Source organism: Burkholderia pyrrocinia (assembly GCF_001028665.1).
In the GTDB taxonomy this organism is placed as follows: Bacteria; Pseudomonadota; Gammaproteobacteria; order Burkholderiales; family Burkholderiaceae; genus Burkholderia; species Burkholderia pyrrocinia.
In genome coordinates this window covers 2,307,673-2,333,543 of sequence record NZ_CP011503.1, presented here as the reverse complement: position 1 = coordinate 2,333,543, position 25,871 = coordinate 2,307,673, and the positions used below count along the sequence as shown (strand labels likewise).

Below are 25,871 nucleotides of genomic sequence, written 5' to 3'. Positions count from 1 at the left end.
CGGAGATGGACAACGACCACCTGATCGACATGGCCAACCAGATCGGCGCATTCTTCGAATCGATGCCCGATCGCGACGAAGCGCTGACCGGCATCGCCGAGCATATCCGGCGCTTCTGGGAGCCGCGGATGCGCCGCGCGTTGCTCGCCGCGCTCGACGATCCGTCGAGCGAAGGCGCGCAACGCGCGGCGCCGATCGTGCGCGACGCGATCGCCACTCACCGCGCATCGCTCGTCCCTGCCGAGGCAACCGCCTGACCGCGCTGCTACGCGGACATCGACATGCCCGCGAACCAGCTTTCGCAGTGGCGCAGCAACGCGCTCGCGTCGGTCGCCGTGCGCCCGCGCGCGGCGACATACCCGTCGGGCCGCAACAGGTAGAACGACGGCCGCGAGCGGCCGTACTCCTGTGCCAGCCCGGCGGCACCGTCGCCTTCGGCATCGGTGATCCGCCACACGCGCACAGCGCCCGGCATGATCCGTTCGAGCCGCTGCACGAGCGCCTGCGCATCGGCCGCCATCGGCGGCGGCGGCACAGCGCCGGCGTCGGCATTCGCCGGCTCGTCGAGCAGCAGCAGCGTGAAGCTCGCCGGATCGTGCAGATCGTATAGCCGCGCCGTTCCCGGCGCCTGACCGAGCGGGCCGTCGAGCACGTGCACAAGCGCGTCGGGCGCCCGCTCGCCTGCACGCGGGCCGCCGTCGAGCACGCGCTCCAGCGTGAGCGGACTCTTCCGGTATTGCACGCCGAGCTCGCTGACCGTACGCCGCACCGCGTCGCGCATCGGCCCGAACGACACCAGCAGCGGCACGACATGATCGCGCAGCAGCTTCATCGCGCCGCGATCCGCCTCGACGACCTGCGTGATGAAACTGGTCTGCCGCAACACGTCGCGCTCGATCGGATGGCGCTCGGCGTGATAGGTGTCGAGCAGCCGTTCGGGCGTGCCCGCGCCGAGCACGCGCGCAAGCTTCCAGCCGAGATTGAACGCTTCCTGGATGCCGGTGTTCATGCCCTGCGCGCCGGCCGGGCTGTGGACGTGCGCGGCATCGCCCGCGAAGAACACGCGGCCGTGACGCAGCCGGGCGACCATCCGGCTGTGCAGGTGGAAATAGGACGACCACGCGAGATCGGTCGGCGCAATCGACGCGCCAACGCGCGCACGCACGATCGCGTCGCATTCCTCGAGCGACGGGGTCGGCGCATCGCTGCCGGGCGGCCGGTCGGCAACGAGCCGGTAACGGCCGCCGCCCATCGGAAACAGGCCTGCCATGCCTTCGGGCGTCGTGAACAGGTGGATCTCTTCGTCCGGCCAGTCGGGTATCGCCGCGAAATCGGCAAGCAGGAAAGTCTGTTCGAACGCCTGCCCGGTGAAGCCCAGGCCGAGCAGATGCCTGACGGTGCTGTGCGCCCCGTCGGCGGCGATCAGGTACGACGGCGCGAATGATTCGTCGCGGCCGTCGGCACAGCGGATCGTCACGTCGAGCGACTTGCCGCCTGCATCGCACGCGGTCAGCGTCGCGCCGCGCTCGACCGCCACGCCGAACCCGGCCAGGTGCTCGGCGAGCAGCCGCTCGGTAATGCTCTGGTCGAGAAACAGCAGATACGGGTAGCGCGTTTGCAGCGGATCGAAATCGAGCCGCGCGATCACGCGGCCGTCGGCATGCAGCGCGGCCGCATGCGCACGATGGCCGAGCGCGAGAAACGGCTCGACCGCGCGATGCTGCTCCAGCAGTTCGAGCGTGCGTGCCTGGATACCGATCGCGCGCGAATACGGCGCGGGCGCGGCGAGGCGGTCGATGATGCGCACCGGCACGCGGGCACGCGCGAGGCTCATCGCGGCGGCAAGGCCGGTCGGCCCCGCGCCGACGATCAGCACGGGCGGGATATCGGGCAGTGTGTCAGCCATGAGAACCTCGATGACACGCGACCCTGCAAGTCTACGCCGCTACGCGTCACGGGGCCATATGCCGACCGGCCGACGCGCGGCACCCATGCGCGGTGTGGGAAAATATGCGCTTTCCGCCAGATTTCGCGTCATGGATTCCGCATTCGACCGAGCGTATGCAGCACACCGCGCGGGCCGGCTCGCCGAGGCCGAGCACGGCTATCGCGCCGCGCTCGCGACCAACCCCGCCGACGCCGACGCGCTGCATCTGTTCGGCGTGCTGCGGCACCAGCAGGGCCAGCACGCCGAGGCAGCCGATCTCGTCGGTCGTGCCGTCACGCTGCGTCCGGACGATGCCGCGCTGCAGCTCAATCTCGGCAACGCACTGAAAGCGCTCGGCCGGCTCGACGAAGCGATCGACCGCTTTCGCAACGCGCTGACGCTCGCGCCCGAATTTCCGCTCGCACACTACAACCTCGGCAACGCGTATGCGGCGCTGCAGCGCCACGAGGATGCGATCGACGCGTTCGGCCGCGCGCTCCGGCTCACGCCCGACGACGCGTCGATCCACAACAATCTCGGCAACGCGCTGAACGCGCTCGGCCGCCACGACGACGCGCTCGCCGCGTTCCGTCGCGCGCTCGAGCTGCGGCCCGGGCATGCGGGTGCGCACAACAACCTCGCGATGGCGCTGAACGCGATGGGCCACGCCGACGACGCGATCGCGCACTTCCAGGCCGCGATCGCCGCGCAGCCGCGCTTCGTCGCTGCGCATTTCAATCTCGGCAACACGTTCGATGCGGTCGGCCGGCATGCCGAAGCGGCTGCCGCGTTCGAAGCCGCGCTCGCGCTGCACCCGCCGTTTCCGCTCGCACTGTTCGGGCTCGCGAACGCACTGTGCGCGCAGGCGCGCCACCGCGACGCGCTGCCCTACTACGAGCGCGCGGTCGGTCTCGATCCGTCGTTCAGCCTGGCATGGCTGAACCTCGGCAACGCGCATCACGCGCTTTGCGCGCACGAGATGGCGTTGCGCGCATTCGACCAGGCGTTGCGCGTCGAACCCGATCTCACGCTCGCGCGGCTGCACCGCGCGGTCACGCTGCTGACGCTCGGCGACTTCACGCGCGGCCTGCCCGCGTACGAAGCGCGTCACGAGACGCCGGGCGCGATCCCGCTCGGCACGCTGCCGCGCTGGCAGGGCGAGCCGATTGCGTCGCGCACGCTGCTGATTCGCGCGGAACAGGGGTTCGGCGATACGCTGCAGTTCGTCCGCTTCGTGCCGCTTGCCCGCGCACGCTGCGCGCGCGTCGTGCTCGAAGTCCAGCCGGAACTCGTGCCGCTGCTGGCGCCCGCCGCATCGCGCTGGCGCGTCACGCTCGTCGCGCAGGGCGCCGCGAAAGCGCCGACGGCGGACGTCGCCTGCACGCTGATGAGCCTGCCGTTCCTGCTCGGGCTTCAGCCGGCGGACATCGTCGGCGGCACGCGCTACCTCGACGCGCCCGACGGCGCTCGCCGGCGCTTTCGCGGCTCGCTCGGCGGGCAGTCGAAGCGCAAGTTCGGCCTCGCGTGGTCGGGGCGCCGGCAGGCGCAGGAAAACCGCTCGATGCCGTTCGACGCGCTCGCACCGCTGCTCGCGCTGCCGGACATCGACTGGATCGTGCTGCAACCCGCCCTCGACGACGACGAACGTGCGCGCGTCGACGCGCATCCGCGCGTGCATCGCCTCGACGGCCGGCTGAACGACTTTGCCGATACGGCCGCGCTGATCGAACGGCTCGACGGCGTCGTCACGATCGATACGGCAGTCGCGCACCTTGCAGGCGCGCTCGGCAAGCCACTGTGGGTCATGCTGCCGTTCGCGCCCGACTGGCGCTGGTTCACCGGCGACGACTGCCCGTGGTATCCGCAGGCCAGGATCGCCCGCCAGCCCGCACCGGGAGCATGGCTCGACGTGGCGGCCGCGGTCGCCGGCAAGCTGCGCGAAGCCTGAACGCAGACGAAAAAAGGGAGCGCGCTGCGCTCCCTTTTTCAATGCAATGCATGCGGCCGGCGCCGCGCAATGTGCGAGCGCCTGTCAGGCCGCCTTGAACTGGTTGCGCGCCTCGGGCGTGCGATACAGCACGAGCGTCGCGATCAGCCCGCAAATCGCGGCCACGCTCAGCCACAGCCCCGGCGCCGCCTTGTTCCCGGTCTGGTGGATCAGCAGCGTCGAGATTGCCGGCGTGAAGCCGCCGATCGTCGTCGCCAGGCTGTACGCGAGCGAGAACCCGGCCGTGCGCACGTCGGCCGGCATCACTTCGGTCAGCGCGACGACCATCGCCCCGTTGTACGACGCGTACAGGAACGACAGCCACAGCTCGACCGCGAGCAGCCGCAGGAACGACGGATCGCCGACGAGCCACAGCACGGCCGGGTAAGCCGACAGCAGCGTCAGCACCGTGAACGCGATCAGCACCGGGCGGCGGCCGATGCGATCGGACAGCGCGCCGGACAGCGGCAGCCACACGAGGTTGGAGATGCCGACGCAGACGGTCACGACGAGTGCGTCGAGCGACGACAGGTGCAGCACTTCCTTGCCGAACGTCGGCGTGTACGCGGTGATCATGTAGAACGACACCGTCGTCATGATCACCATCCCCATGCCGGCAACCACCACGCCCCAGTTGTCGAGCATCGAGCGCATGATCTCGCCCATCGACGGGCGGTGGCGTTTCGCGAGGAACTCGTCCGTTTCCTTCAGCGAACGACGGATCAGGAACAGGAACGGCACGATCAGGCAGCCGATCAGGAACGGAATGCGCCAGCCCCATGCGGTCATCTCCTCGGCCGGCAGCGCGCGGTTCAGCAGCACGCCGACGAGCGCGGCGAACACGACGGCCACCTGCTGGCTGCCCGACTGCCACGACGTATAGAACCCCTTGTGGCCCTTCGTCGCGATTTCCGACAGGTAGACCGACACGCCACCGAGTTCGACGCCCGCCGAGAAACCCTGCAGCAGCCGGCCGAGCAGCACGAGTACCGGTGCGAGCACGCCGATCGTCGCGTAGCCGGGTATCGAGGCCACCGTGAGCGTGCCGAGCGCCATCAGCCCGAGCGTCAGGATCAGCCCCTTGCGGCGGCCGTGATGGTCGATGTACGCGCCGAGCACGATCGCGCCGACCGGCCGCATCAGGAAGCCCGCGCCGAACACCGACAGCGACAGCATCAGCGACGCGAATGCGTTGCCGCTCGGGAAGTAGGTTTTCGCGATGGCCGACGCGTAATACCCGTAGACCATGAAGTCGTACATTTCCAGGAAGTTGCCGCTGACGACCCGGAATACGGTGCGGAATTTCGATTCCTGCGCAATGGCGTGTGACGCGGTGGACATGTTTTTCTCGCTCAGCTCGGATGGCGCGAATCCGCGCCGCATGGATCCGACGACGCGCGCGGCGCCGGGCCGGCGCGCACGGGCATCGCTGCCCGCCGGCGGCGCGCCGCACAACGAACGCGCGCCCCCCCGGCAAGGTTCGCGAATGATGCCACGCGAAGCCGACATTTGCCTTGTGGCGCCCCCGGCCGTCGCCATCGGCGCATTCGTCTCGTACAAGTCGCCCCAATACTGAAGCAAAAATCAGATCGGTCTGATCGACCGGCTCTCGCCTGCTGACCACAATGTCACGATTCCCGACGATCTTTCCGCGCCGCGGCCGGCACGGTTGCCCGTGTCGCACGGTGTACCGCCCTCATGACCCCATCACCGTTCGTCCCCGTCGAAGGCGCGCTCGCCCGCCCTCGCTTCGCCCCGCTCGATCACGTTCCGCCGTTCGGCCGCGAATGGACCTTTCGCGGCGCGCCCGGTGCACGGCCCGGCAAGCACTGTCTCGCGACACTGACGACGTCCTGCATTGACGTCGACCGGCCGCACCGCGCGTGCCACTGGCAGCCGTGGTCCGTTGCAGCGCCAGCGCCGAATCCGGCAGGGGCGCCGGTCGTGCCGGCTGCCGTTGCCGTTGCCGGCAGGTGCTCCCGACGTAACGCCCGAGGCTCTCGCGACCGACGTGCGATGTACGCGATCTGCTGGGGCATCAGCGCGTTCGGCATCATCGGCTGGCTGATCGCTGCGCACGAACCGCCCACGGGCTTCGAGCCTGCGCACACGATCCAGATGGGCGGCATCGTGCCGGAACACACCACGTCATCTACCGGCACCGTGCAGGTTGCCGAAGTTCACTCCGGTACGTCGACAGACACTGCCCCGCGGCGCACGGTGGCGACACCTGTCGCGAAAACTGCAGAATCCCCACCGGCCACGCACCACACCGCACTTCGTCCAGCGTCGCTTCGCCCGAAGACAGCGTTCGACGTGCAGCGCGCCGCCACTGCATCGCCGCGTCGAACAAACAGCACGCGCACGACAGCGGCACCGGCCCGGACGCCGATCGTGACGCAACTGGCGGCACGTCCGCCAGCCCTGAGCGATACAGCCAGCGCACGCGATCGGCTCGCCCCGCCGCCGCGCTCGACGGACACACGCGATGCGCGCGACACACTAGACGATCCGCTCACGCTGATCGCAATGGCAAACGCGCTGCACATCGCGCAACCTGCGCGTGCGGCGCACGCGCCCGCCGCCGGTTTCGACTGGACATCTCAACTGTCCCACCGCCGCGTGACCGACGCACCGGACGCATTCGCGCGCTGACGGTCGCCCATTAAAAAAACCCGGCGCAGATCGCTTCGCCGGGTTTCGCTCGTCTCTCTCCGTCCGTCTGACGAATCGTTACTTGTGCGAGGGCAGCCCCGTCTCGGTCTGCTTCTCGAGTTGCCGCACCTGCTCCTGCAGATCGCGCAACTGCATCTGTGCAGCCCGCTTCTCGACCTGCAGCGCCTGCGTCTGCTCCTGGGCCGACTTCTGCCGCTGCACGACTTCGGCCTGCTGGCTGCGCGCGACGCTCAGATCGGCCTGCAATTGCTGCGCACGATTCGCCTGCAGCGCGATCACGCGTTCGAGAAACGCCTTCTGCGCCTGCAACTCGGTACGGCGGATCTCGATTTCCGCGAGTTGCGCGGTCTGCTGAATGAAGTTCGCATACACCATCTCCGCGCGGTTCTTCTCCTGCGACCGGATCACGCGCCACAGATGCTTGTCCTGGAACAACGCGACGTAGTACGTCATCTCGCGCGGATCGAACATCAGGCTCGCACCGTAGCTGCCGTTGTAAGTCGTGCGCATCTCGACGATCCGGCCGTCGTGCAGCATCTGCGTCAGCTCGGCGACGTTGCCTTGCGCGCTTGCGTCCGACGCGGATGCCGCCGGCGCCGCATCGCCGCTCAGGCTCGTGACCGCCGGACGCGTACCGGCAACCGGCGCGGTCGCGTCGGCGGACCAGGCCGCACCCGCTTGCGCGCAGGCGGCCAGTGCAACGATCCACGTTGCGCATCGTGCAGGGGAAAAGTTTCGGAAAGCCAACGTCAGACTCCGGCGAACGAATCGGAACTCGCGATTATCGTTCAAAACAAAACGGCCCCATCTCGAATTTATCGGGATGCGGCCGGCCCTCGTGAGATACGAAGAATGTGGCTTGCTACAGGCGGGTTTCGCGCGCCGCGCGCAGGAACGCATCGAGCAGCGGCGTGCAGTCGAGCAGCTCCGAGCCGCCCGCACGATGGAACTCGGGGTGCCATTGCACGCCGACGACGAACGGCGAACGCCGGTGGCGGATACCCTCGATGATCCCGTCGCCGGCCGACACGGCCTCGATGTTCAGATCGCGGCCGAGATCGCGGATCGCCTGGTGGTGGATCGAGTTGACGATCGCTTCGCTGCGCCCGGGGAACATGCTCGCGAGCGTCGACGAGTCGGGGAAGCGGATGGCGTGACGATGCTGGTCGTAATGCTCGCTCACGTGCGCATTCGCGGTCGGCACATCGGTGGCGATGTCCTGGTACAGCGAGCCGCCGAACGCGACGTTGATCAACTGGCAGCCGCGACAGACGCCGAGCACGGGTTTGCCGGATTCGACGAACTCGTGCAGCAGCTCGAGTTCGTACATGTCGCGCACGCGATCGCCCGGCCATTCGGGGCGGGCGTCCGACGCCGCATAGGTTTGCGGCGACACGTCGGCGCCGCCTTGCAGCAGCAGGCCGTCGAGATGCTTCGCGTAGTCGCGCAGGCGGATATTGCTCGGGTGAATCATGCCCTGGTGGCCGACGGTCGGAATCATGAACACGAGCACGTCGCGCGACATCACCCAGTGTGCAATCGATTCCTCGAGATACTGCAGCGTCTTGCCTCGCAGCCCCTTCGCGCCCGGTTCCGGATGGAAGATCCGCGCCGACACGCCGATGCGCAGCGTGCGCTGCGTGATGCGCTGGCCCGCGCGGTCGAACATCCGGCGCGCACGCGCCGCAATGATCCGGCCGAACACCGACCACGGCGTATCGCTCTGCTTCAGGTAGGCCGGCGGCGCATTCTGCGCGCTCGCGGGCGGCGGCCGCGGCGTATCGAAATCGGGCGGCGCGCCGAACCCGGGCGGCGGCGAGCCGGGCTTCGGCGGCGCGGCGGCGCCATCGCCGGCGGCACCCGGCGCACCCGGCGCACCCGGCTCGGATGTAGCCGTGACCGGCGACGCGCCGTCAACGGCGACGTTTTGCGCGGCGGCCTGCGGTGCCGGCGCGTCGGGCGTTTTCGCCGGATCGGGACGGGGAGAATCGGAAGAAGCGGAAGAGGTGCCGGGCAGACCGGCCGGGGAAGGCGTGTTTTCGCTCATGACGAGGGTCTGGTACGTCGCTCACGCGTATGGATAAACGAGGAATCATTATGCTTCAGTGCACGATCGAGCGGCAAACCTGCAACATCCTGTCGATATTGTTGCAAGTCGATGGCAAACCGCGCCGGGGAGCGTCCCCGATCACGTGACGGCGACGCCGCTACCTCGCCGCGTGTACTGGACACCAGTGATATATCACAATAATATCCACGCATCGTCCACGCTTCCCGATCGCCCGCGCCATGATCGCGCCCCGTCCGGCCGCCGCGCCGCAACCCGCATGAATGCCCTGACCGACGTCACCCGCGACCGGCCCGCCGCGTCGGCGGTCAGTCTCGCCGACCGCGCCTACACGCTGATCCAGCGCGACATCATCACGATGCGCCTGAAGCCGGGCGCCGCGCTCAACGAGGCCGACCTCGTCGCGCGCACGGGGATCGGCCGCACGCCGGTGCACCAGGCCGTGCATCGGCTCGTGCTCGAAGGGCTGCTGTCCGTGATGCCGCGCAAGGGGTTGATGGTGCAGCCGCTGTCGCTCGACGACATCGTCGCGGTGATCGACGTGCGGCGCATCAACGAAGCGCACTGCGCCGAACTCGCCGCGCGCCATGCGACGCCCGACGATCTCGAGCGCATGGCCGCGCTGCTCGACGACGGGCAGGCCTGCGTCGACACGCACGACGTCGAAGGCATGATGGAACTCGACCGCGCGTTTCATCAGGCGATCGCCACGGCCGCGCGCAATGCGGTCCTCGCCGAGATCCTGCGCGCCCTGCACGAGCGCTCGTTGCGCTTCTGGTTCGTCACGCTGTCCGAGCCCCACCATCTCGCCGATGTCCAGCACGAGCATCGCGAACTGTTCGAGCGACTGTCCGCGCGCGACGCCGCCGGCGCCCGCGCGGCCGTCGAACGCCATATCGATTCGTTTCGCTCCACGCTTCTTCACCATCTTCGCCCCTGAGCCGCCCATGACCACGTTCACGCCCTTCCCCCCGCTCGCCCAGCTCGCCGCCGACCTCGCCGCCGGCCGGACCACGAGCCGTGCGCTCGTCGACGCCGCGCTCGACCGGATCGCCGATCCGTCGGGCCAGGGCGCCGTCGTCTTCACCGAAGTCGCTGCCGACAACGCGCGCGCGGCCGCCGACGCGCACGACCGGCTGCGCGCCGCGGGCACCGTGCTGTCGCCGCTCGCGGGCATTCCCGTGTCGGTGAAGGATCTGTTCGACGTCGCGGGCCAGGTGACGCGCGCCGGTTCGCGCGTGCTCGACGGCGCGCCGCCCGCGCGCACCGACGCGGTCGCCGTCGCGCGGCTCAAGCGCGCGGGCGCCGTGCTGGTCGGCCGCACGAACATGAGCGAATTCGCGTTCTCCGGGCTCGGGCTGAATCCGCACTTCGGGAATCCGCGCTCGCCGTACCACCGCGACGTGCCGGGCGATGCCCGGATTTCCGGCGGCTCGTCGTCGGGCGCGGCCGCGTCCGTCGCCGACGGGATGGCCGCCGTCGCGCTCGGCACCGACACGGGCGGCTCGATCCGCATTCCGGCCGCCCTGTGCGGGCTGACGGGCTTCAAGCCGACCGCGAGCCGGATTCCGACGCAAGGCGGCGTGCCGCTGTCGACGACGCTCGACTCGTTCGGTCCGATCGGCCTGACGGTCGCCTGCTGCGCGCTCATCGACCGGATGCTCGCGGGCCTCGAACCGCACGTGCCGGCCGCACGGCCGCTCGAAGGCGTGCGGCTCGGCGTGCTGACGAACTATGTGACGGACGGCGTCGATGCCGACGTCGCGGCCGCGCTCGACGCCGCGCTCAAGCATCTCGAAGCCGCCGGCGCGATCGTCACCGAAGTACGCTTTTCGGCACTCGACCGGCTGCCGGACATCAACCGCTTCGGCTTCTCGCCGATCGAGGCGTACGCGTGGCATCGCCCGCTGCTCGCGCAGCACCGCGACCGGTACGACCCGCGCGTGCTCACGCGGATCCTGAAGGGCGAACCCGCGAGCGCGGCCGACTATCTCGACCTGCTCGCCGCGCGCGCCGCGATGCTCGACGAAGCCGCGCACACGGTCTGGTCGCGCTTCGATGCGCTCGTCGCGCCGACGGTGCCGGTCGTGCCGCCGCGCATCGCTGAACTCGAAGCGGACGACGCCGCGTTCACGCGCACCAATGCGCTGATCCTGCGCAACCCGAGCGCGTTCAACTTCCTCGACGCGTGCGCGCTGTCGCTGCCGTGCCATCCGCGCGACGCGGCGCCGGTCGGCCTGATGCTCGCGGCAGCGCCGCATCGCGACGACGCGCTGCTCGCGATCGGCCAGGCGGTCGAGGCCGTGCTGAACACGATCCGCTGACCGCGCCAATCGATCGACGGCGGGCGATGCGCGCGGTGCGGCAGGGCGCCGCACGCGCGCTGTCAGTTTCGTGCCAGACCGTTCGCGCTAAAATCGCGCGATTGTTTTCCGGACCGACCCACGAGGAACCCCGCCGACATGAACGACTACACGCTTGCGCTACGCCGCGAACGCCGCCTGCTGATGCTGCTCGGATGGGTGTGCATCGCCCTGCTGGCAGGTGCGCTGTACCTGCAGTACGTGAAGAACGAAGATCCGTGCCCGCTGTGCATCATCCAGCGCTACTTCTTCGCCGCGATCGGGATCTTCGCGTTCCTGGCCGCCGGGATACGCAACTGGCGCGGCATCTGGGTGCTCGAGCTGCTGATCGCGATCGCCGCGGCCGGCGGCGTAGGCACCGCCGCGCGGCACCTGTCGATCCAGATGAATCCGGGCTTCAGTTGCGGCTTCGACACGCTGCAGCCGATCGTCGACAGCCTGCCGCCCGCGCAGTGGTTCCCCGGCATGTTCAAGGTCGCCGGGCTGTGCGAGACCGTCTACCCGCCGATCTTCGGCATCCTGCTGCCCGGCTGGGCGCTGATCGGCTTCGCCGTGATCCTGATTGCGGTCGTCGCGAGCCTCTGGCGCCATCGCCGCAAGCTCGCGGCCTGACCGGCCGGCCGCATTGGCGGCCCCCGGCGCGCGCGACCCGATCGACCGGGCCGCGCGCCGCCGGTTCGCCATCACCCGGCTCCAACCGACGCTTCTGCCGACCGCACCTGGCCGGCCACACGTAAACCCCTACCCCGCCGCCGCCCCGATTTCCGGGCGAACGCGCGTCGCGCGCCTGCCGCGCCCACGCCCCGTCACGCCTGCGTCTCGGCCGGATGTGCACGCATCGGCGCCCCGATTCCGCGCGGCGGGCCTATGATCGACATGATCGCCTCCTGATAGCCCGGATCACCGTCCGGCGATGTTCCCATCGCATTGCGGTGCTATCTTCGTGACTGGATGGCGATCTACGTGCGCGAGGCCAGGCGGTCTCCCCCCTGCGTAACGCGCGCCCGATCCGCAATGTCGACTGAATTCATCATGACAACGCAAACCATCCGCATCCGTCACCCTCATGGCGTCCGCGAGTCCGGCGGCGCCGTTCGCACGCGTCGTCCACGCGCCGCCGCACTGCATCGGCCGTGCGGCCGGCCTGCCCCGCTCCCGTCCATCCTCGTTGCCGCCGCGCCCGCCAGCCCGCGCCGCGTGTCGTGCCGCGTCGTCCCGAACGGAGCGTGCTGATGGAAGCCTGGCTCGGCGATCTGCAGCAACTGCTCGCGCACGGCGAAGCGGCCGTGCTCGTGACGGTCGCGCACACCGATGGCTCCGCGCCGCGCGAAGCCGGCACCAAGATGCTCGTCACGCGCGACACGGCCCGCCATACGATCGGCGGCGGTCATCTGGAATGGAAGGCGATCGAGATCGCTCGGCATCTGCTGAAGGATGGCGCGCACGTGCCCCACGCGCGCAGGCTCGAGCGGCTCGCGCTCGGCCCGAGCCTCGGCCAGTGCTGCGGCGGCGCGGTCGTGCTCGCGTTCGAGCGGCTCGACGTCGGCGATCTCGGCTGGATCATGTCGCTATCGAAGCGCGTCGCGGCCGGCGCCGCGACCGTGCGTAGCGTATCATTCGGCCCCTCGCCGGGCGCGCCGCTGTTGAGCGAGCCCGAATCGGAAGCCGCGCGGGCCGACTGCCTGCTGTGGGAAACCGGCGGCGTGTCGCTGATGACCGAAACGATCGCGCCGTATGCGTTCCCCGTCGTGCTGTTCGGCGCCGGGCACATCGGCACCGCGCTCGTGAAGGTGCTGGCGACGCTGCCGTGCCAGGTGCGCTGGATCGACGGGCCCGATGCGGTGTTCCCGCCGGCCGACGTGCTGGCCGGCATCGGCAATCTCGCGATCGAAGCGGCCGCCGCCCCGGCGGACGCCGTCGACGCGGCTCCGCCGCAGTCCTACTTCGTCGTGATGACGCACGACCACGCACTCGATTTCGTGCTGGCCGAGCGCATCCTGCGACGCGGCGACTATGCGTACTTCGGGATGACCGGCTCGCACGCGAAACGCGTGCAGTTCGATCATCGCCTCGCGGCCATCGGCATCGACCCGGCCCAGGTCGCGCGGATGCGCTGCCCGATCGGTGTCGAAGGCATCATCGACAAGGCGCCCGAAGTGATCGCGATCTCGGTGGCCGCGCAGTTGCTGCAGGCCGTCGAGGCGAACGCGAACGCGCAGGCTTCCCCTACCTACTGACCGACCAAGAACGACGCCATGACCCCGACATTCAAGGACAAGATTGCCCGCGCGCCGAAGGCGGAGCTGCACATCCATATCGAAGGCTCGCTCGAGCCCGAACTGATTTTCGCGCTCGCGCAGCGCAACGGCGTGAAGCTCGCGTACGACTCGATCGACGCGCTGCGCGCCGCGTACGCGTTCACCGACCTGCAGTCGTTCCTCGACATCTATTACGCAGGCGCAAGCGTGCTGCTGACCGAGCAGGATTTCTACGACATGACGGCCGCGTATTGCGAACGCGCGCTCGCCGACAACGTCGTTCACACCGAACTGTTCTTCGACCCGCAGACGCACACCGAACGCGGCGTGCCGATCGAGACGGTTGTCGCGGGCATCGAGCGCGCACTCGCCGATGCCGAGCAGCGCGGGCTGTCGAGCAAGCTGATTCTGTGCTTCCTGCGCCACCTGTCCGAAGAGGACGCGCTCGCGACGTTCGAATCCGCGTTGCCGCTGTTCGAGCGCTATCGCCATCGCCTGATCGGCGTGGGCCTCGACTCGTCCGAGCTCGGTCACCCGCCGACGAAGTTCGCGCGCGTGTTCGACAAGGCGCGCTCGCTCGGGCTGAAGCTCGTCGCGCATGCGGGCGAGGAAGGCCCGCCGGCCTATATCTACGAAGCGCTCGACGTGCTGAAGGTCGACCGGATCGACCACGGCGTGCGCAGCATCGAGGACCCGGCGCTCGTCGAACGCCTCGCGCGCACGCGCACGGCGCTCACCGTCTGCCCGCTGTCGAACCTGAAGCTGTGCGTGTTCGACGACATGGCGAAGCACACGCTGAAAGCGTTGCTCGACCGCGGCGTCGCGGTGACGATCAACTCCGACGATCCGGCCTATTTCGGCGGCTACGTCAATGAAAACTACTTCGCGACGGTCGCGGGGCTGCAGCTCACGGATGCCGAAGTCAAGGCGGTGATCCGCAACGGCTTCGAGGCGTCGTTCGTCGAACCGGCGCAGCGCGACGCACTGTTCGCGCGCCTCGACGCGTACTGGCGGGCCGCGTGACGGCCGGCATCGAGGTGCGCTAGACAGATGAAACACGGCAACGGCATCCGCTTCGCGACTCCCGGCCCGGCCTTGCGCCGAGTCGAACGCATGCATGCGCCCGGCGCGAACGCGTTCAACGCGTTCGTCGCCCGCGTGGCGGCGGCGCTGTCCGTTGCCGCCCGCCGGCGCGTGCGGTCGCGGCTTGCCGTCCCGTGCGCCGCCGCAGCGGTCGCGATCGCCAACGCCACCGGCAATCACGCGATGGCGGCCCCTGCCGCCATGCTCGCCCGCGCAATCGCATCCGGTCGCGCCGCACGCAGTGTGTCGCGACTACTCGCGAAGCGCCGTCCCGCGCCCGCGCGGGCGGTGTCATCCATGCCGTCGCCCGCGCGGCGTCGATCGCTTTCTTCTGTTCGCCTTACCTTGATGCAGGACCATTCGTCATGACGCAAACCGCTTTTCGTTCCCAACTGCTGACCTTCAACGGCGACCCGGCACAATCGAGCCAGGCCGCGAACTACGAGACCGACGGCCTCCTGATCGTCGACGATGGCAAGGTCGTCGCGGCCGGCCCGTATGCGCAGCTCGCCGCGACGCTCGCGCGTGACGCGATCGTCCATGACCTGCGCGACAAGCTGATCGTGCCCGGCTTCATCGACACGCACATCCACTATCCGCAGACGGACATGATCGCGTCGCCGGCGCCGGGCCTGCTGCCGTGGCTCGACAAGTACACGTTCCCGACCGAGCGCCAGTTCGGCGATCCCGAGCATGCACGCGAAGTCGCCGACTTCTTCGTCGACGAACTGCTCGCCTGCGGCACGACGAGCGCGCTCGTCTACTGCACGGTGCACAAGCAGTCGGCCGACGCGCTGTTCGCGGCGAGCGACGCGCGCGACCTGCGGATGATCGCGGGCAAGGTGCTGATGGACCGCAACTGCCCCGAATTCCTGCGCGACACCGCGCAATCGGGTTACGACGACAGCGCCGAGCTGATCGACCGCTGGCACGGCAAGGGCCGCCAGATGTACGCGCTCACGCCGCGCTTCGCGCCGACGTCGACCGAGGCGCAGCTCGAAGCGTGCGGCGAACTCGCGCGCCGCCATCCGGACGTGTTCGTGCAGAGCCATGTCGCGGAAAACGTCGACGAGGTGAAATGGGTGGCCGAGCTGTTCCCCGGCCATCGCAGCTATCTCGACATCTACGACCGCTACGGGCTGCTGCGTCCGCGCGCGGTGTACGGCCACTGCATCCACCTCGACGACGAGGACCGCCGCCGGATGGCCGAGACGCGCACCGTCGTCGCGCACTGCCCGACGTCGAACTTCTTCCTCGGCAGCGGGCTGTTCGATTTCGACAAGGCCGGCGAATACGACGTGCCCGTCACGCTCGCCACCGACGTCGGCGGCGGCACGTCGTTCTCGATGCTGCAGACGATGAACGAGGCGCACAAGGTCGCGCGGCTGTCGGGCCACCACCTGACCGCGACGCGGATGTTCTGGCTCGCGACGGCCGGCGCCGCTCAGGCGCTCGACCTCGCCGACACGGTCGGCACGCTCGCGCCGCGCGCCGAGGCCGACTTCGTCGTGCTCGATCCGCAAGCGACGCCGCTGCTCGCGCGCCGCACGAAGCGCGCGGATTCGCTCGAGGAGCTGCTGTTCGCGTTCGCGCTGCTCGGCGACGACCGCGCGGTGTACCGCACCTATGCGGCCGGCAAGCTCGTCCACGAACGCGGCGCGGCCCGCCGTCCGGCCGCCGCGTAACGGCCCGCCGGGCTCCCGTCCCGGCATGTGCGGCACATCCGCCGTCGCGCATGCCGGATAGCCGAAGGCGCCACGCGCCGATCGCGCCCCGACGCTCAACCTCACCCTGCCCGGCCGCGTTCCCGCACGCGACACGTCGTGCTAGAATTCGCCGCTCATTGGGGAGTAGCCGCTCCGCTCGATGTCCCGCGCCCCCGGCGCGCATCGTGACGGAGGCGTCCGTCAACAGACTTGGCCGTTCGGCCATGGCGGGCGCAGCCAAGTTGGCCTGGCGAGACCGATGGTTCACAGTGCGCCGCATCAGGGCCCGGCGCGCCGTGGATCGTCGCTCGCACGCACAACATCGGCCCGTGGAACCCCATCCGTGTCCCAAGCCTTCCTGATTTCCACCGGCGCCGTCGCCCTCGCTGAAATCGGCGACAAGACCCAACTGCTTTCCCTCGTGCTGGCCGCGCGCTATCGCAAGCCGGTGCCGATCATCCTCGGCGTGCTCGTCGCGACGCTCGTGAACCACGGTTTCGCAGGCGCGCTCGGCGAATGGCTCGGCGCGCTCGTCACGCCGTCGATCATGCGCTGGGCGCTCGCGTTCTCGTTCATCGCAATGGGGTTGTGGATCCTCGTGCCGGACAAGCTCGATGCCGACGAAGCCAATGCCAACCGTTCGCGGCTCGGCGTGTTCGGTGCGACCCTCGTCGCATTCTTCCTCGCGGAAATGGGCGACAAGACGCAGATCGCGACCGTCGCGCTTGCCGCGCGCTTCCAGGACTACATCGGCGTCGTGGCCGGCACCACGTTCGGGATGATGCTCGCGAACGTGCCCGCGATCCTGCTCGGCGACCGCTTCGCGCATCGCCTGCCGACGAAGCTCGTGCACGGCATCGCGGCCGTGCTGTTCGTCGTGCTCGGCGCGCTGGCGCTGCTGGGCATCGGGGTCTGACGGACGGAGGTGGCCGGCGCGGCCGGGCGGCCGCGCCGTTGCTGGCGCCGCGTTACTTCGCGACCGCCGCGCCCGAAGCCGGCGCAGCCGGCACCGCGCGCTCGTTGGCGGCCGGCGCCGCCGGCCCGCCGCGCTTGTCGACCGGCAACCGGACCGAGCGGACCGCGCCGTTCGACAGCGGGAAATCGGCAAGCGCGCTGCGCGCCAGGAACGGCATTGCGTACAGCAGCGTGCCGTTGTCGCCGGTCGTGCGCGCGGACACGTTGTAGACCTCCTTGCCCGTCGCGCGCTCGGTGATGCGGATGCCGAGCGTGTAGTCGAACACCTGGTACGTCTGCGCGACATAGCCGGCCGGCATCGGCCCCCAGGGCCCCCACGGGCCCCACGGCCCGCGCCGCCAGTACGGCCCCGGCCCGACGAACCAGGGATCGTAATAGACGGGTTGCGGCACCGTCACGAGATCGCTGCCGACCGCATAGGTCAGCCCGACCAGATACCGCGCCTGCGCCTGCGGCACCTGCCGGAACGCATACGCGGACAGCTCGTTCGCGACGATCGGCTCGTAGGTCGACTGCTCGATGCTGTTCTTCTGCGCATCGGTGCGCGTGAACGCATAAGTGCGTGTCGCGTCGCTGCCGCTCCAGTCGGAGAAGGCCGTGACCTGGGTCGTCACATAGCTGGTGCAGCCCGTCAGCAGCGCCATGCACAGCGCCGCCGCCCAGCCCGCACCGCGAAAAATCCAATCGCGTTTCATGTTGATCCTCGTCGATCCGTCACCCGTTCGTCGCACCGCGCGAACCGGACGGGATGCCGATAATACGCGGACTGCCGAAAGCGGTAAAAAGTTCGACCGGCACGCAGCCGCAAGCCTTTGTACAATGGCCCGGTTCGCCCGGCCCGTGCCGCGGGCCCGTCCCCCACTCCACCGATCTCGACGACCATGTCCGACAACGCCTCCTCCACCGTGATCCGCCGCGCCGACTACACGCCGCCGGCCTTCCTCATCGATTCCGTCGCGCTCGAATTCGATCTCGCGCCGGCCCGCACGATCGTCAGGAATACGATGCGCGTGCGCCGCAATCCGGACGCCGCGCCCGCGCCGCACCTGGAGCTGATGGGCGAAGCGCTCGAATTCCTCGGCGCACGGCTGGATGGCGCGCCGCACGGCGCCGTGCGCGCGCACGAGCACGGGCTGACGGTCGAGAACGTCCCCGACGCATTCGAGCTGACGCTCGAAAGCGCATGCGCGCCCGACCAGAATACGACGCTGTCGGGCCTGTACGTGTCGAGCGGCAACTTCTTCACGCAGTGCGAAGCCGAGGGCTTCCGCCGCATCACCTACTTCCTCGACCGCCCCGACGTGATGGCGTCGTACACGGTCACGCTGCGCGCCGACAAGGCCGCGTACCCGGTGCTGCTGTCGAACGGCAACCTCGTCGATTCGGGCGACCTGCCCGACGGCCGCCACTTCGCGAAATGGGAAGACCCGTTCCGCAAGCCGAGCTACCTGTTCGCGCTCGTCGCGGGCAAGCTCGTCGCGATCGAGGAAAAGATCGCGACCGGCTCGGGCAAGGAAAAACTGCTGCAGGTATGGGTCGAGCCGGCCGACCTCGACAAGACGCGTCACGCGATGGATTCGCTGATCCACTCGATCCGCTGGGACGAAAAGCGCTTCGGCCTCGAGCTCGATCTCGACCGCTTCATGATCGTCGCGGTCGGCGACTTCAACATGGGCGCGATGGAAAACAAGGGGCTCAACATCTTCAACACGAAGTACGTGCTGGCGAACCCCGAGACCGCGACCGACACCGACTTCGCGAACATCGAATCGGTGGTCGGCCACGAATACTTCCACAACTGGACCGGCAACCGCGTGACCTGCCGCGACTGGTTCCAGTTGAGCCTGAAGGAAGGCCTGACGGTGTTCCGCGACCAGGAATTCTCGGCCGACATGGCCGCGGGCGACGACGTCGAATCGGCGGCCCGCGCGGTCAAGCGCATCGAGGACGTGCGCGTGCTGCGCCAGCTGCAGTTCGCCGAGGACGCGGGCCCGATGGCGCATCCCGTGCGCCCGGAGAGCTACGTCGAGATCAACAACTTCTACACGATGACCGTCTACGAGAAAGGCTCGGAAGTCGTGCGGATGTACCAGACGCTGTTCGGCCGCGACGGCTTCCGCAACGGGATGGACCTGTACTTCAAGCGCCACGACGGCCATGCGGTGACCTGCGACGACTTCCGTCACGCGATGGCCGACGCGAACGGGCGCGACCTCGCGCAGTTCGAGCGCTGGTACAGCCAGGCCGGCACGCCGCGCGTGTCGGTGCGCACCGCGTACGACGCGGCCGCGCGCCGGTATACGGTCACGCTCGCGCAGGGCTACGGCGACGCATCGCCGGCCGCGCGCGAAACGCAGCAGGGGCCGCTCCTGATTCCGTTCGCGATCGGCCTGATCGGCCGCGACGGCCGCGACCTGCCGCTGCGTCTCGACGGCGAAGCCGCCGCATCGGGCACGACGCGCGTGCTCGACTTCACCGACACCGAGCAGACCTTCACGTTCGTCGACGTGCCGGAAGCACCGCTGCCGTCGCTGCTGCGCAACTTCTCGTCGCCGGTGATCGTCGAGCACGACTACAGCGACGACGATCTCGCGTTCCTGCTCGCGCACGACAGCGATCCGTTCAACCGCTGGGAGGCCGGCCAGCGCCTCGCGACGCGCGCGCTGCTGACGCTCGCCGCGCGTGCCGCCGCGAACGAACCGCTCACGCTCGGCGAGAACTTCGTCGCCGCATTCCGCCGTGTGCTGTCCGACGCGAACCTGTCGCCGGCGTTCCGCGAACTCGCGCTGACGCTGCCGTCGGAAACCTATCTCGCCGACCAGATGGCCGAAGCCGATCCGGCCGCCGTGCATCGCGCGCGCCTGTTCGTGCGTCGCCGGCTCGCGACTGCGCTGCGCGCCGACTGGCTCGCCGCGTACGAGCAGCACCAGACGCCCGGCGCATACGAGCCGACGCCGGAGGCCTCCGGCCGCCGCGCGCTGAAGAACCTCGCGCTCGCGTATCTGGCCGAACTCGACGACGCGGCCGATGCCGTGCGCCTTGCAACCGCGCAGTACGACGCGGCGAACAACATGACCGATCGCGCGGCTGCGCTCGGCGCGCTGCTGTCCGCCGCGGCCGCGGGCGCGAACGAGCCGGCCGAGCATGCGCTCGACGACTTCTACCGTCGCTTCGAAAAGGAAGCTCTGGTGATCGACAAGTGGTTCGCGATGCAGGCGGCGCAACGCGGCACGCCCGCGCAGCCGACGCTCGCAAAGGTTCGCAAGCTGCTCGCGCACCCCGCGTTCAACCTGAAGAATCCGAACCGCGCGCGCTCGCTGATCTTCAGCTTCTGCGCGGCCAACCCCGCGCAATTCCACGCGGCGGACGGCTCGGGTTACGCGTTCTGGGCCGAACAGGTGCTCGCGCTCGACGCGATCAACCCGCAGGTCGCGGCGCGCCTCGCGCGCTCGCTTGAATTGTGGCGCCGCTTCACACCCGCACTGCGCGACCGGATGCGCGACGCGCTCGAGCAGGTTGCCGCCGGTGCGAAGTCGCGCGATGTGCGCGAGATCGTCGAGAAAGCGCTCGCCTGACGCAAACGACCGCATCGCGCCCGCGCGATAAAGCCGGTGCCGCCTGACGCGACGCCGGCTTTTTTATTGTGCGAGTGCGGTTGGAACCGGGCGGAATCGCGGGGTCTGACCGCGCGGTTTGCCGCCGCTGCGATGCGCACCGTACCAGTCGCCGACGCCGGAAACCCGGCCTGTCCGACCGCCCGGCCTTGTAACCGGACGAAAAAAGCCGGCGGCACGCGAGGCTCGGCGGGTAAAATTGCGGCCATTCAAGGATTCTTTGGCCTTTCGGAGTCTGTCATGTCCATTGCCCGCCGCACCACGCTGTCGAAGTTCCTGATCGAACAGCAACGTGAGACCAACAACCTCCCCGCCGACCTGCGCCTGCTGATCGAAGTCGTCGCCCGCGCGTGCAAGGCGATCAGCTACAACGTGTCGAAGGGCGCGCTCGGCGAAGCGCTCGGTACCGCCGGCAGCGAGAACGTCCAGGGCGAAGTGCAGAAGAAGCTCGACATCCTGTCGAACGAGATCCTGCTCGACGCGAACGAATGGGGCGGCAACCTCGCCGCGATGGCGTCGGAAGAAATGGAAACGTTCTTCCCGATCCCCGCGAACTACCCGCGCGGCGAATACCTGCTCGTGTTCGATCCGCTCGACGGCTCGTCGAACATCGACGTGAACGTGTCGATCGGCACGATCTTCTCGGTGCTGCGCTGCCCGGACGGCAAGCAGGCGACCGAGGAATCCTTCCTGCAGCCCGGCACGCAGCAGGTCGCGGCCGGCTACGCCGTCTACGGCCCGCAGACGGTGTTCGTGCTGACGACCGGCAACGGCGTGAACTGCTTCACGCTCGACCGCGAAGTCGGCTCGTGGGTGCTCACGCAGAGCAACATGCAGATCCCGGCCGACACGCGCGAATACGCGATCAACGCATCGAACGCACGCCACTGGTACGACCCGGTCAAGCGCTATGTCGACGAGCTGAACGCCGGCAAGGACGGCCCGCGCGGCGACAACTTCAACATGCGCTGGATCGCATCGATGGTCGCCGACGTGCACCGGATCCTGAACCGCGGCGGCATCTTCATGTACCCGGCCGACAAGCGCACGCCCGATCGTCCGGGCAAGCTGCGCCTGATGTACGAAGCGAATCCGATGTCGTTCATCGTCGAACAGGCGGGCGGCGCCGCGACGACCGGCACGCAGCGCATCATGGAAGTGCAGCCGACGGGCCTGCACCAGCGCGTGCCCGTGTTCCTCGGTTCGAAGAACGAAGTCGAGCGCGTCACCGGCTATCACGACGACGCAAAATAATTTGCACTGCAGCACTGGACGGAGGTGCGCCACGCAAGTACAATCGCGCCTCGCGATGTGGCCCTGACCGGCCGCATCGCAGTGAAGTGAAAGCGGGAAGTCCGCCGGATCGATGGTTTCGCGAAGCAGCAGCAGTAGCAAGCTGAAAAAAATTCGCAAAACCTATTGCCAAGATCTCGGATTTGACCATATAATTTCATTTCTCTGTTGCCGGTGTAGCTCAGTTGGTAGAGCAGCGCATTCGTAATGCGAAGGTCGTAGGTTCGACTCCTATCTCCGGCACCAAGACATAAAGGTCTGACAAGCATCGCTTGTCAGACCTTTTCTCTTTTCCGGCGCCGAAATCGTGCGCCCACTCTTCCCCGCGCCACCTCCGCTTGCGGGCATCCCCCGACTCACGCATCGCACGCCGCCGATTACAATCGCCGGACCACTCCGCCCTCTCCCCGCATCATGCGCACCTGGCGTCTCGATCGACCGAACCTCACCGGGCAACTGGACGTGTCCCGCGCGACGCGCCTCGTCGCCGCGATCGGCGGCAACGAGCCGAACGCATTCGCGGCCGAAGTCCTGAAGCTGTTCGACGACGCGCTGTCCATCACGCAGTGCACGATCTTCGCGTACGAATTCGGCAACCGCCCGCGCACGATGTCGGTCGCCGATCATCGCGGCGGCCGCTACCTGCGCGACCTCGCCGACACCTACGCACGACATTTCTACGCACTCGACGGCAACCAGCAGATCGTATCGACCGCCCATCGCGGCACACGCCGCCACGACCTGCTGCTGCACCTGCAGGCCGGCGACGAGATCGGTCACGAAGCGTATCGCGCGGCCTGCTACCGCGGCCCCGATGTGTCCGACCGGCTGGCGCTGCTGATGCAGCCGAACGATGCGAGCTGGCTGTCGATCAACCTGTACCGCGCACATCGCAGCGGCGCGTTCCAGCCGCGCGAGATCGCGGCGATCGAAGCGCTTGCGCCGTTGATCGCGCAGGCCGCGAAGCATCACTACGCGCTCGCCGGCGCGACGCAGGTCGGCATCCCGCACATGATGCTCGCACGGCTGCGCAGTGCGTGCCCGGCGTTGTCCAAGCGCGAACTCGACGTGCTGCGCGGCGTGCTCGAAGGCCAGACCGCGCACGAGATCGGCGAGACGATCGGCGTCAAGGCATCGAGCGTCGTCACCTACCAGAAGCGCGCGTATCGGCGGCTCGGCATTTCGGGCCAGCGCGAGCTGTTTGCAATGTGCCTGCGGCCCTGAACCGTCCTCGCTCGCGCTGAGCCTGTCGCGATCATGCCTGCATCAAGTCGCTGTACCCGGAATGGGGACAACGGCGGCACGGCCGGCTTCCATACTGCAGCGACCTGTTGCCCGCATCGCGTCGTCGATGCGCAAGAGTCGAACCAGACCACCCTGGAAGCCAATGATGGACATCGAATTCAAGCCCTACCCGTTCGTCGCCGAGCGCCATCCCGCGCGTCTGCCGGACTGCGTCGACGGCGTCGATACGCGCCGGCATCGCGTCGCGATCGTCGGCGGCGGCCCCGTCGGCCTCGCCGTCGCGCTCGGCCTCGCGAACCACGGCATCCGCAGCGTGCTGATCGAGGCCGACGACTCGGTCTGCCACGGCAGCCGCGCAATCTGCATCTCGCGGCGCAGCCTCGAGATCGTCGAACGGCTCGGCGCGCTCGACGACTTCCTGCGCACGGGGTTGCCGTGGACCGGCGGACGCAGCTTCTACCGTCGCGACGAAGTGCTGCATTTCACGATGCCGCAGGACGAGAACCAGAAGCTGCCGCCGATGGTGAATCTCGCGCAGTACCACATCGAGCAGTTCCTGCTCGATGCCGCGCTGCGCCGCCACGAACTCATCGAAATCCGCTGGCAGACGAAGGTCACCGGTGTGACGCGGTAGCCGGACGGCGTGCGTCTGGACGTCGACACGCCGCTCGGCGGCTACGCGCTCGACGCCGACTGGGTCGTCGCGTGCGACGGCGGACGCAGCACGATGCGCGACGCGCTCGGCCTGTCGCTCCAGGGCGCGAGCTACGAGGGCCGCTACGTGATCGTCGACATCATGCTCGACAGCGACCGGCCGACCGAACGGCTCGCGTACTTCGATCCGTCGTCGAACCCGGGTTCGACCGTGCTCGTCCACAAGCAGCCCGACAACGTGTGGCGGATCGACTACCAGTTGCGCGACGACGAGGACGCCGAAGCGGCCGTGAAGCCCGGGAACGTGATCCCGCGCGTGCAGAACCTGCTCGACATGATGGGCGAACGCGGCCCGTGGTCGCCGATCTGGATCACGATCTACAAGGCGAACGCGCTGACGCTCGAACGCTACCGGCACGGCCGCGTGCTGTTCTGCGGCGACGCCGCGCATCTCGTGCCGATCTTCGGCGTGCGCGGCGCGAATTCGGGCATCGACGATGCCGACAATATCGCGTGGAAACTCGCGTACGCGATCCGCGGCCTTGCGTCGGACACGCTGCTCGACAGCTATTCGGACGAGCGCGTGTTCGCGACGCACGAAAACCTGCGCTACGGCACGAAGAGCACCGAGTTCATGGCGCCGCCGTCGTTTGCATTCGAGCTGATGCGCACGGCCGTGCTGACGCTCGCGGTCCGGCATCCGGCACTGCGTTCGCTGATCAACCCGCGCCAGACCTCGGCAATCGCGTATGCGGCGTCGCCGCTCAACGCGGCCGAGCGCGACACGTTTGCGGCCGGCCCGGCGCCTGGCACGGTGCTCGCGGAATGCCCGCTGATGCTGTACGCGACGCACGGCGGCGACACTCGGCGCGGCCATCTGACCGATCTCGTCGCGCCGCGCTTCACCGCGTTCTGCTTCACGATCGATGGCGTGCCCGATCCGTCGCTGGCCGATCTCGAACGACGCCTGCAGGATGCGCGGATACCGTTCGCACTCGTCACGCTCGCACGGCATGCGGCGCCGCGGCAACCGGCCTGCGGCGGCCATGACGACGACGGCCGGCTGTTCGACATGTACGGCGCGTGTGACGGCACCGTCTATCTCGTGCGTCCGGACGGGCACGTGCTCGGCCGCTGGCACGACGCTCGCGCCGACGACGTGGCCGCCGCGCTCGAACGCGCGCTCCATCCGCGCGCATCAACCGATCCTCAGGAGACCGCATGATGACCGACGCCGAACGCGACACGCTCTACACCGACCTGTGCCGCACGATGACCCGTATCGGCGAAACCGACGCGTCGCTCTTTCTCGCCCGTTTCGCACTGCTGTCGATCGAGGCGATCGGCGATACCGCAATCGTCGCACGACTGATCGCCGACGCAGGCGACGGACTGCCCGATGCGGGCATGCCGGCATCGACGCACGAACGGTAACGTTCGTCGCCGACGGAATTCATCGGCGACCATTGCTTACAGATTCATTTCACCATGCATCGTCCGCGCACGAGTCGCGCAGTAGCGCAGACAAATTCCCTGGAAAATCCGCTTGAGGGTGCATAACATTACTTAACGATTCTGACCCGCCTATCGCGTTACATTGCGTGGGCGGCGCGGCGGGTCGCAATGCCGCCTGCACCCAGCTTGCGGCGCGACAGCCGATGTCCGGTCATTTCGACTCAACACAAGGAGAGGACCACCATGACTCATGGCTTGATTATGTGGCTCATCATCGGCGCGATCGCCGGCTGGCTTGCCGGCCTGCTCGTCAAGGGCGGCGGCTTCGGGCTGATCGTCGACATCATCGTCGGAATCGTCGGCGCGGTGATCGGCGGCTGGCTCGCCGGGCTGCTCGGCATCAGCATCGGCAGCGGCTTCATCGGCTCGGTGATCGTCGCGGTCGTCGGCGCAGTGATCCTGCTGTTCGTGATCCGGCTATTCAAGCGAGCGGCCTGACGCATCTCTCCACGCGCCTTCGGGCGCGTTTTCGCATCAGGCCGGCGCGCGGCCCGTTCGCCGCGCGCC

The 25,871-nt window shown here is 68.5% G+C and carries 21 protein-coding genes, 1 tRNA gene, 1 pseudogene and 1 riboswitch; of the genes and pseudogenes, 18 read left to right on the top strand and 5 right to left on the bottom strand.

Features of this window, described 5'->3' with window-relative positions; translation table 11 throughout:
- Positions 1 to 5 precede the first annotated feature (5 nt).
- The gene (locus tag ABD05_RS10745; protein ID WP_047900105.1) at positions 6 to 257 is read left to right on the top strand and encodes a formate dehydrogenase subunit delta; all 252 of its coding nucleotides are present in this window, start codon (positions 6 to 8) and stop codon (positions 255 to 257) included.
- A gap of 8 nt (positions 258 to 265) precedes the next feature.
- Here the strand turns inward: ABD05_RS10745 and ABD05_RS10740 are convergent, their stop codons facing one another.
- Positions 266 to 1,906 carry an FAD-dependent monooxygenase gene (locus ABD05_RS10740; RefSeq protein WP_047900104.1) on the bottom strand — a complete coding sequence of 547 codons (1,641 nt, stop codon included), beginning with the start codon at positions 1,904 to 1,906 and terminating at the stop codon, positions 266 to 268.
- 130 nt (positions 1,907 to 2,036) lie between these two features.
- Between ABD05_RS10740 and ABD05_RS10735 the strand changes: the two genes are divergently transcribed.
- Complete coding sequence (locus tag ABD05_RS10735; protein ID WP_420796348.1) at positions 2,037 to 3,875, top strand: tetratricopeptide repeat protein; 1,839 nt, start codon at positions 2,037 to 2,039, stop codon at positions 3,873 to 3,875.
- Between the two features lie 84 nt (positions 3,876 to 3,959).
- On the opposite strand, the gene tcuC is transcribed toward ABD05_RS10735, so the two are convergent.
- Positions 3,960 to 5,255: an MFS transporter gene (gene tcuC / locus ABD05_RS10730; RefSeq protein ID WP_047900102.1), complete on the bottom strand. Its 1,296-nt coding sequence runs from the start codon at positions 5,253 to 5,255 to the stop codon at positions 3,960 to 3,962.
- Between the two features lie 675 nt (positions 5,256 to 5,930).
- On the opposite strand from tcuC, the gene ABD05_RS10720 reads away from it, so the two are divergent.
- Entirely contained in the window at positions 5,931 to 6,569 is a 639-nt protein-coding gene (locus ABD05_RS10720; RefSeq protein WP_238594068.1) for a hypothetical protein, read from the top strand.
- 78 nt (positions 6,570 to 6,647) lie between these two features.
- On the opposite strand, the gene ABD05_RS10715 is transcribed toward ABD05_RS10720, so the two are convergent.
- On the bottom strand, positions 6,648 to 7,337 hold the full coding sequence (locus ABD05_RS10715; RefSeq protein ID WP_047900099.1) for a DUF2968 domain-containing protein: 690 nt from the start codon (positions 7,335 to 7,337) through the stop codon (positions 6,648 to 6,650).
- 115 nt (positions 7,338 to 7,452) lie between these two features.
- On the bottom strand, positions 7,453 to 8,637 hold the full coding sequence (locus ABD05_RS10710) for a gamma-glutamyl-gamma-aminobutyrate hydrolase family protein (protein ID WP_047900098.1): 1,185 nt from the start codon (positions 8,635 to 8,637) through the stop codon (positions 7,453 to 7,455).
- Positions 8,638 to 8,917: 280 nt separating this feature from the next.
- Between ABD05_RS10710 and ABD05_RS10705 the strand changes: the two genes are divergently transcribed.
- The 8 genes from ABD05_RS10705 to ABD05_RS10670 all read left to right on the top strand — a co-directional run bounded on the left by ABD05_RS10705 (position 8,918) and on the right by ABD05_RS10670 (position 16,984).
- Positions 8,918 to 9,598, top strand: a complete 681-nt coding sequence (locus tag ABD05_RS10705) for a GntR family transcriptional regulator (protein WP_047900097.1) — start codon at positions 8,918 to 8,920, stop codon at positions 9,596 to 9,598.
- Positions 9,599 to 9,605: 7 nt separating this feature from the next.
- Positions 9,606 to 10,982 carry an amidase gene (locus ABD05_RS10700; RefSeq protein ID WP_047900096.1) on the top strand — a complete coding sequence of 459 codons (1,377 nt, stop codon included), beginning with the start codon at positions 9,606 to 9,608 and terminating at the stop codon, positions 10,980 to 10,982.
- 138 nt (positions 10,983 to 11,120) lie between these two features.
- A complete protein-coding gene (locus ABD05_RS10695; protein ID WP_047900095.1) occupies positions 11,121 to 11,633 on the top strand; it encodes a disulfide bond formation protein B in 513 nt (170 codons plus the stop codon).
- 620 nt (positions 11,634 to 12,253) lie between these two features.
- Positions 12,254 to 13,258, top strand: coding sequence for a xanthine dehydrogenase accessory protein XdhC (gene xdhC, locus ABD05_RS10690; protein ID WP_047900094.1), 1,005 nt, complete (start codon positions 12,254 to 12,256; stop codon positions 13,256 to 13,258).
- 18 nt (positions 13,259 to 13,276) lie between these two features.
- A complete protein-coding gene (locus ABD05_RS10685) occupies positions 13,277 to 14,302 on the top strand; it encodes an adenosine deaminase (protein WP_047900093.1) in 1,026 nt (341 codons plus the stop codon).
- Between the two features lie 27 nt (positions 14,303 to 14,329).
- On the top strand, positions 14,330 to 14,731 hold the full coding sequence (locus tag ABD05_RS10680) for a hypothetical protein (protein ID WP_047900092.1): 402 nt from the start codon (positions 14,330 to 14,332) through the stop codon (positions 14,729 to 14,731).
- Complete coding sequence (guaD, locus tag ABD05_RS10675) at positions 14,728 to 16,047, top strand: guanine deaminase (RefSeq protein WP_047900091.1); 1,320 nt, start codon at positions 14,728 to 14,730, stop codon at positions 16,045 to 16,047. The genes ABD05_RS10680 and guaD overlap by 4 nt, the downstream gene beginning before the upstream one ends.
- A 148-nt stretch (positions 16,048 to 16,195) precedes the next feature.
- Positions 16,196 to 16,317: riboswitch (yybP-ykoY riboswitch) on the top strand.
- 94 nt (positions 16,318 to 16,411) lie between these two features.
- Entirely contained in the window at positions 16,412 to 16,984 is a 573-nt protein-coding gene (locus tag ABD05_RS10670; RefSeq protein WP_047900090.1) for a TMEM165/GDT1 family protein, read from the top strand.
- A gap of 52 nt (positions 16,985 to 17,036) precedes the next feature.
- Here ABD05_RS10670 and ABD05_RS10665 read toward each other — a convergent pair whose 3' ends face one another.
- Entirely contained in the window at positions 17,037 to 17,738 is a 702-nt protein-coding gene (locus ABD05_RS10665; protein WP_047900089.1) for a DUF4136 domain-containing protein, read from the bottom strand.
- 186 nt (positions 17,739 to 17,924) lie between these two features.
- On the opposite strand from ABD05_RS10665, the gene pepN reads away from it, so the two are divergent.
- The 7 genes and pseudogenes from pepN to ABD05_RS10630 all read left to right on the top strand — a co-directional run bounded on the left by pepN (position 17,925) and on the right by ABD05_RS10630 (position 25,802).
- Entirely contained in the window at positions 17,925 to 20,618 is a 2,694-nt protein-coding gene (gene pepN / locus ABD05_RS10660; RefSeq protein WP_047900088.1) for an aminopeptidase N, read from the top strand.
- Between the two features lie 279 nt (positions 20,619 to 20,897).
- Positions 20,898 to 21,911, top strand: coding sequence for a class 1 fructose-bisphosphatase (locus ABD05_RS10655; protein WP_047900087.1), 1,014 nt, complete (start codon positions 20,898 to 20,900; stop codon positions 21,909 to 21,911).
- 209 nt (positions 21,912 to 22,120) lie between these two features.
- Positions 22,121 to 22,196, top strand: a tRNA-Thr gene (locus ABD05_RS10650).
- A gap of 168 nt (positions 22,197 to 22,364) precedes the next feature.
- Positions 22,365 to 23,174, top strand: a complete 810-nt coding sequence (locus tag ABD05_RS10645) for a helix-turn-helix transcriptional regulator (protein ID WP_047900086.1) — start codon at positions 22,365 to 22,367, stop codon at positions 23,172 to 23,174.
- Between the two features lie 166 nt (positions 23,175 to 23,340).
- Positions 23,341 to 25,074: pseudogene (locus tag ABD05_RS10640) on the top strand (FAD-dependent oxidoreductase).
- On the top strand, positions 25,071 to 25,283 hold the full coding sequence (locus ABD05_RS10635) for a hypothetical protein (RefSeq protein WP_047900085.1): 213 nt from the start codon (positions 25,071 to 25,073) through the stop codon (positions 25,281 to 25,283). Before ABD05_RS10640 ends, ABD05_RS10635 begins: the two are co-directional and overlap by 4 nt.
- Positions 25,284 to 25,547: 264 nt before the next feature.
- Positions 25,548 to 25,802: a GlsB/YeaQ/YmgE family stress response membrane protein gene (locus ABD05_RS10630; RefSeq protein ID WP_027788093.1), complete on the top strand. Its 255-nt coding sequence runs from the start codon at positions 25,548 to 25,550 to the stop codon at positions 25,800 to 25,802.
- Positions 25,803 to 25,871: the final 69 nt, after the last annotated feature.

What these genes read in the sequence shown, in the direction of transcription:
- ABD05_RS10745 (WP_047900105.1), top strand. Translation starts at nt 6, where the DNA reads ATGGACAACGACCACCTGATCGACATGGCCAACCAGATCGGCGCATTC.
- ABD05_RS10740 (WP_047900104.1), bottom strand. Translation starts at nt 1,906, where the DNA reads ATGGCTGACACACTGCCCGATATCCCGCCCGTGCTGATCGTCGGCGCG.
- ABD05_RS10735 (WP_420796348.1), top strand. Translation starts at nt 2,037, where the DNA reads ATGGATTCCGCATTCGACCGAGCGTATGCAGCACACCGCGCGGGCCGG.
- tcuC (WP_047900102.1), bottom strand. Translation starts at nt 5,255, where the DNA reads ATGTCCACCGCGTCACACGCCATTGCGCAGGAATCGAAATTCCGCACC.
- ABD05_RS10720 (WP_238594068.1), top strand. Translation starts at nt 5,931, where the DNA reads ATGTACGCGATCTGCTGGGGCATCAGCGCGTTCGGCATCATCGGCTGG.
- ABD05_RS10710 (WP_047900098.1), bottom strand. Translation starts at nt 8,637, where the DNA reads ATGAGCGAAAACACGCCTTCCCCGGCCGGTCTGCCCGGCACCTCTTCC.
- ABD05_RS10705 (WP_047900097.1), top strand. Translation starts at nt 8,918, where the DNA reads ATGAATGCCCTGACCGACGTCACCCGCGACCGGCCCGCCGCGTCGGCG.
- ABD05_RS10700 (WP_047900096.1), top strand. Translation starts at nt 9,606, where the DNA reads ATGACCACGTTCACGCCCTTCCCCCCGCTCGCCCAGCTCGCCGCCGAC.
- ABD05_RS10695 (WP_047900095.1), top strand. Translation starts at nt 11,121, where the DNA reads ATGAACGACTACACGCTTGCGCTACGCCGCGAACGCCGCCTGCTGATG.
- xdhC (WP_047900094.1), top strand. Translation starts at nt 12,254, where the DNA reads ATGGAAGCCTGGCTCGGCGATCTGCAGCAACTGCTCGCGCACGGCGAA.
- ABD05_RS10685 (WP_047900093.1), top strand. Translation starts at nt 13,277, where the DNA reads ATGACCCCGACATTCAAGGACAAGATTGCCCGCGCGCCGAAGGCGGAG.
- ABD05_RS10680 (WP_047900092.1), top strand. Translation starts at nt 14,330, where the DNA reads ATGAAACACGGCAACGGCATCCGCTTCGCGACTCCCGGCCCGGCCTTG.
- guaD (WP_047900091.1), top strand. Translation starts at nt 14,728, where the DNA reads ATGACGCAAACCGCTTTTCGTTCCCAACTGCTGACCTTCAACGGCGAC.
- ABD05_RS10665 (WP_047900089.1), bottom strand. Translation starts at nt 17,738, where the DNA reads ATGAAACGCGATTGGATTTTTCGCGGTGCGGGCTGGGCGGCGGCGCTG.
- pepN (WP_047900088.1), top strand. Translation starts at nt 17,925, where the DNA reads ATGTCCGACAACGCCTCCTCCACCGTGATCCGCCGCGCCGACTACACG.
- ABD05_RS10655 (WP_047900087.1), top strand. Translation starts at nt 20,898, where the DNA reads ATGTCCATTGCCCGCCGCACCACGCTGTCGAAGTTCCTGATCGAACAG.
- ABD05_RS10645 (WP_047900086.1), top strand. Translation starts at nt 22,365, where the DNA reads ATGCGCACCTGGCGTCTCGATCGACCGAACCTCACCGGGCAACTGGAC.
- ABD05_RS10635 (WP_047900085.1), top strand. Translation starts at nt 25,071, where the DNA reads ATGATGACCGACGCCGAACGCGACACGCTCTACACCGACCTGTGCCGC.
- ABD05_RS10630 (WP_027788093.1), top strand. Translation starts at nt 25,548, where the DNA reads ATGACTCATGGCTTGATTATGTGGCTCATCATCGGCGCGATCGCCGGC.